Source organism: Oribacterium sp. (assembly GCF_057249185.1).
On record NZ_DBHIGR010000176.1, the window covers coordinates 1 to 4,413 of the forward strand.

The following is a 4,413-nucleotide window of genomic DNA, read 5'->3' on the forward strand; positions in this document are numbered from 1 at the left end:
AGTATCCCTGCAAGAGAATCCGTTAAATAAGATACCGCCTTTTCTCGCGGAATAAAACGGCCTACCTCTTTTCCGTTTTTTGTGACGATAATCTCATTGCCCTCCTGAATCATAGCAAGATACCTACCAAAGTTGTCCTGCATCTCCGTTGCTGTAACAATTAATTGATTTCCTAACATAACATCATCTCTTAAAAAAGACTTTTCATAATCTTCTTTGGTACACACATCATCACGGTTCTTTCCGGATCCACCACCTGACAGAAACGCAGATCTCCCACCGCACTAAGAAGCATTCCGGCTTCGTTTAAGGAGAGTCCCAGATTCTCCTGTACTCTTTCATTCATGATACGTACCGCATGGAAAATCGCCTTTTCTATCTCCTCGTGGGAGTAGATTACACCGCAAATCTCTTCATTTTCCAGCATAGGGGTTTCAATGCTGATTCCCTTAATCACGGACAGTCTTACCTTCACCTCTTCGGAAATTTCCACCCCGCTGACCATTACCTCTCCGTCTCCCATCGCTGCATGCACATCTCCCAAGGAGAAAATGGCACCATCATGGAATACAGGAAAATAAAGGCTTGCCCCAACTTTAATGCGCTTGTTGTCCATGTTTCCGCCGTGGCAGCCCGGTGTACCGCAGTTGATGGAAGAATTTTCCGGCGCAACACCGATAACGCCAATCATGGGCATAACATCAAAAACAAGCTTGTCGTTAAAATGAACCTTTCCCTCTTCCACCTTAATTCTTTTAACAGACTCTTCTTTCACCAAAGAACCTAACACGCCATTGTCCGGAAGGGCACACATTACGCCCTGCTTATCCAGCGCAATTTCCAGGATTTCCACCTTGAGGACATCTCCTGCCTTTGCATTCTGCACATAGACAGGGCCGGTGGCGGGATTGATTCGGTCCCAGTTCAAAGCTCCGATGCATGTTCCCTCTTCACTAAGCTGATTATCAAAGCAGTCATGGGTACGAAAAATGACGGTTTCTCCGTCCATCACCTCCGCTACGCATTCATTTTTACTGTCAAAGGCAAATACCCTATTATTTTCAATGATTTTCATAGTTTTACCTTCATCCGATTTTCCTAGGGCTGATTCGGCCTTTTGATTCCATACAAATTTGAGAAAACGGATGATTCTCCTTTCTGTCAAAGCATTTTACATGTATCTTGTATGATACATTAGATACGAAAATTTTGCATGTTATTCTTTGAAAACAGATTGAACAGCCTTCAAAAAGAAAGAAGAATCCCTGCCCAAAGCCCCACTGCCGTGCTATACTGGAGAAGTCAGAATACAAGAAGGAGCGTAAAGCAATGACTCTTACAAAAATGGAATGTCCCAACTGTCACGGCACCTTGCATATTCCGGAGGGAATGAAGGAAGGCTTCGTGACCTGTGAATATTGTAAAACCAAAGTCTACATCGAGCCTAGCAAGCCGAATATCACCCAGAACATTCATATCGATAATGTCAATATGGGGCAGCAAAGAAGCACTCCTCCGGCAAGGCAGGAACTCAATGCCGTGCAGACGGTTGCCCTCGTTGGCATACTTCTATTTATCACCTTAATGCTTTTCGTCAGCAATACATTTCGTGCGCCTCATAAAAGCGTTACTCTGACGACGACGAAATTTCGGACTGTACCGGAGGATGAAACCGTAAAAAGCTTCGTAGAAACGGCCTTCGGAAAAAGCTTGAAGGATATTACAAGGGAGGATTACAACTCTCTTGCTTTCCTGTCCATTCATAAAGCCAGCAAGGCCGGTTCCGACCAAACGGAGAAGTGGCAGTTTGACTATGCAAAGTCTATGAATGAGGACGGCACGGCCAAGGACCCGGAAACGCTTTATTTTCCTATCACTGATACCATCGATGAAGCGGATATGCAGGTTTTTACAGGCCTGATTAAGCTCTCCCTTGGTTATCAGGTGCACTTCGACTATAGTGCCAACGCCGATGCGAATACCCTTAAGAGCCTGACCAATCTCCGCTATTTTTCCGGAGAATATGAGGATTTCCGAACTCTCGCGAAGCTTTTCGCGAGTCCCGAACAGATTCTTGGACTCTACAACATTACTCTGGACGATGATGCTACCGGTGATTCCTACTCCGGCGAGGATGCAGAGGGAGAAGACCAGGACGCGCCCTTTAAAGCATTTTCTTCTCTGGAAGAGCTCACCCTTCATATCGATGATGACTATACGAAGGGGCTTCTGTTCCTTCGAAACTTTCCGAAGCTCAAGACGCTTGCTCTGGAGCTTAATGCGGACAAAAGCCCCATGGATCTTTCTCCCCTTTCCTCTTTAAGCAGCCTAAACAGTCTGGACCTCTTGGGAACAGGAGATAGTTCCGTGGAAAATGTTGCCGTACTTTCCGGTATGCCCCAGCTGGAGCGGCTTTCCTTACGGAATTTAAAGGATGTAAAGGACTTGAACTTCGTGCAAAACATGCCGAAATTAAAATCCCTAAGTTTAGTAGACCTTTCAATTTTGAATTTGGACGGTTTATCGGGACATCTTTCCTTAAACAGCCTCTCCATTGACTGCTCTTCCCTGGAAAATGTTAATGCCCTCAGCACCCTCAGTTCTTTACAGACGCTTTCCTTCGGGTATCACACATATCAGCTTCCTGATTTACATGGCTTAAGCGCCTTGGAAAATGTGAACTGCTATTCCCTGGATCGAGATTCCATTGCCCACATGCCTTCCATAAAGACGCTGACAATCCATAACTATAGTATTGAATACAGTGCAGATTTTCTGCAGGGAATGAATGCTTTAACGGATTTAATCATTGTGGGAAACGGCATTATCGGTGCGGTTCAGCCGGACTTGGGACCTATCCTTCGGACACTTCCTGCCCTTACACATCTGGAATTCCAGGATTTGCCCTTTGATAAATATACGGATTATACCCAAACTTTTACAAATAACGGGGCCAAAGAGCTTATTTTCTCTCCGAACAAAAGTCGCTCATCCAGTGACTATCCTGTTCTTCCCGTTTCTCTAAGCCACATGGAGGACGACAACACGGTAGAGAGCCTGACCCTCACAAACGCAACACTCAAGAATTTGGATGATGAATCGGAAGATTTTTCCACTAATGCAAAGTCTTTCCTCTCTCATTACAAGGCCTTAAAGAGTCTGAATATCAGTGACAATAAACTGCAAAGCCTGGATTGCCTGGATGGCCTTAGTACCCTGGAGGAGGTGGATTTCTCGAATAACTATATCTCCGACATTTCCGTTCTTCGGAATCTTCCCAACCTAAAGAAAGTGAAAATGAGCGGAAACCCCATCGTAAATGCGGAGCTGCTGCCGGATGGTGTAGAGGTAATGAAATAAATTATTTGTCATGATAATGTGAACCGCACTGCATAATTTCTATATGTTTTTCTGTGATACGAAATACAATTCTATTTTTTTCATCAATATGAACACTCCAATAGCCACTGAGGTCTCCCTTCAGTGGCTCCGGTTTTCCTATACATTGATAGCCATTAATCCACCTCAATCAAATCATGTTCCTTTAATGTGCTCTTTCCTGAACGTACACTCTCGATACGTCTTTTTAACTCCTTTATATTACTTTCACTATAAAATGGATCCACGGAAACATCAAAAGGAATTCTATGTTCCCTTCCCACCTTCTTTGCAAATATGGTAAAAGCGGCACTCATGCTGAGTCCCAGTTCTGTACATACCTGCTCCATATTCTTTTTATCTTCTGCATCCAAACGAAAATTCACATTTACCGCCTGTCCCATAGCTTCTCTATTCCTTTCTTATCGAAAAATTTGTTTTTTCTATTGTAATGCAAACGTAATGAATATTGCAATATATTTATTTCATTTTTTTCTAAGCTACTATAAACCGGTAAAATTGAATCATCATGTTTTATCCGTATGAATCTTACATTTAAGATGATAGATTACTTTAAAATTATCTCTTAAAAAATAGCAATATTGCTATAATTTAATGCATGTGGTATTCTTTTCTACAGAAGCCAAATGTGAACTTGTAAAACAATATATGAGGAGAAAAATGAGAAAAAGAGCAAAAAAAGCATTGGCATTACTTCTGGCATTATCTTGCAGCTTTTCTACCTATGTTTCTGCAGCAACTATAGCAAATGAAACGGTACTGTCTGAAGGAATAAAGCAAAGTTTTCCGGAAGAAAAGAGTACAACTTATTCTGAAAGCGTGATGGAAGAAAATGCACTTGAAGAAAATGCGCTTGAAGAAAACGTAATGGGAAAAAATGTAGTCGAAGAAAAAAATGAAATCGAAAAAGAAATTTCAGCAATAGAGTCTGAAGCTACAGAAGAGAATGCATTTTATGCCGAAAAAGAACTTTCCGGTGTGCTTGTTACGGTGCAGGCTGATTCCGGGGTATTT

The 4,413-nt window shown here is 42.5% G+C and carries 5 protein-coding genes and 1 pseudogene; 2 read left to right on the forward strand and 4 right to left on the reverse strand.

Translation table 11 applies throughout. The annotated features are described in order from the left end of the window. Both ACO4PX_RS08820 and ACO4PX_RS08825 read right to left on the reverse strand, forming a co-directional pair. A partial coding sequence (locus ACO4PX_RS08820) for a type II toxin-antitoxin system Phd/YefM family antitoxin (protein WP_485572320.1) occupies positions 1–179 on the reverse strand: 179 nt, incomplete at its 3' end. An 11-nt stretch (positions 180–190) separates the two neighbouring features. Then, a complete protein-coding gene (locus tag ACO4PX_RS08825) occupies positions 191–1,075 on the reverse strand; it encodes an acetamidase/formamidase family protein (protein WP_485572319.1) in 885 nt (294 codons plus the stop codon). Positions 1,076–1,329: 254 nt separating this feature from the next. On the opposite strand from ACO4PX_RS08825, the gene ACO4PX_RS08830 reads away from it, so the two are divergent. Continuing rightward, the gene (locus ACO4PX_RS08830) at positions 1,330–3,360 is read left to right on the forward strand and encodes a leucine-rich repeat domain-containing protein (protein ID WP_472450660.1); all 2,031 of its coding nucleotides are present in this window, start codon (positions 1,330–1,332) and stop codon (positions 3,358–3,360) included. 1 nt (position 3,361) lies between these two features. Here ACO4PX_RS08830 and ACO4PX_RS08835 read toward each other — a convergent pair whose 3' ends face one another. Beyond that, positions 3,362–3,529, reverse strand: coding sequence for a type II toxin-antitoxin system YoeB family toxin (locus ACO4PX_RS08835; protein ID WP_485553053.1), 168 nt, complete (start codon positions 3,527–3,529; stop codon positions 3,362–3,364). Further along, the gene (locus tag ACO4PX_RS08840) at positions 3,516–3,782 is read right to left on the reverse strand and encodes a type II toxin-antitoxin system RelB/DinJ family antitoxin (RefSeq protein WP_485532224.1); all 267 of its coding nucleotides are present in this window, start codon (positions 3,780–3,782) and stop codon (positions 3,516–3,518) included. The genes ACO4PX_RS08835 and ACO4PX_RS08840 overlap by 14 nt, the downstream gene beginning before the upstream one ends. Before the next feature lie 277 nt (positions 3,783–4,059). Here ACO4PX_RS08840 and ACO4PX_RS08845 point away from each other — a divergent pair. Beyond that, positions 4,060–4,413 (forward strand): annotated as a pseudogene (locus tag ACO4PX_RS08845) (leucine-rich repeat protein); the annotation flags it as partial.

What these genes read in the sequence shown, in the direction of transcription:
- ACO4PX_RS08825 (WP_485572319.1), bottom strand. Translation starts at nt 1,075, where the DNA reads ATGAAAATCATTGAAAATAATAGGGTATTTGCCTTTGACAGTAAAAAT.
- ACO4PX_RS08830 (WP_472450660.1), top strand. Translation starts at nt 1,330, where the DNA reads ATGACTCTTACAAAAATGGAATGTCCCAACTGTCACGGCACCTTGCAT.
- ACO4PX_RS08840 (WP_485532224.1), bottom strand. Translation starts at nt 3,782, where the DNA reads ATGGGACAGGCGGTAAATGTGAATTTTCGTTTGGATGCAGAAGATAAA.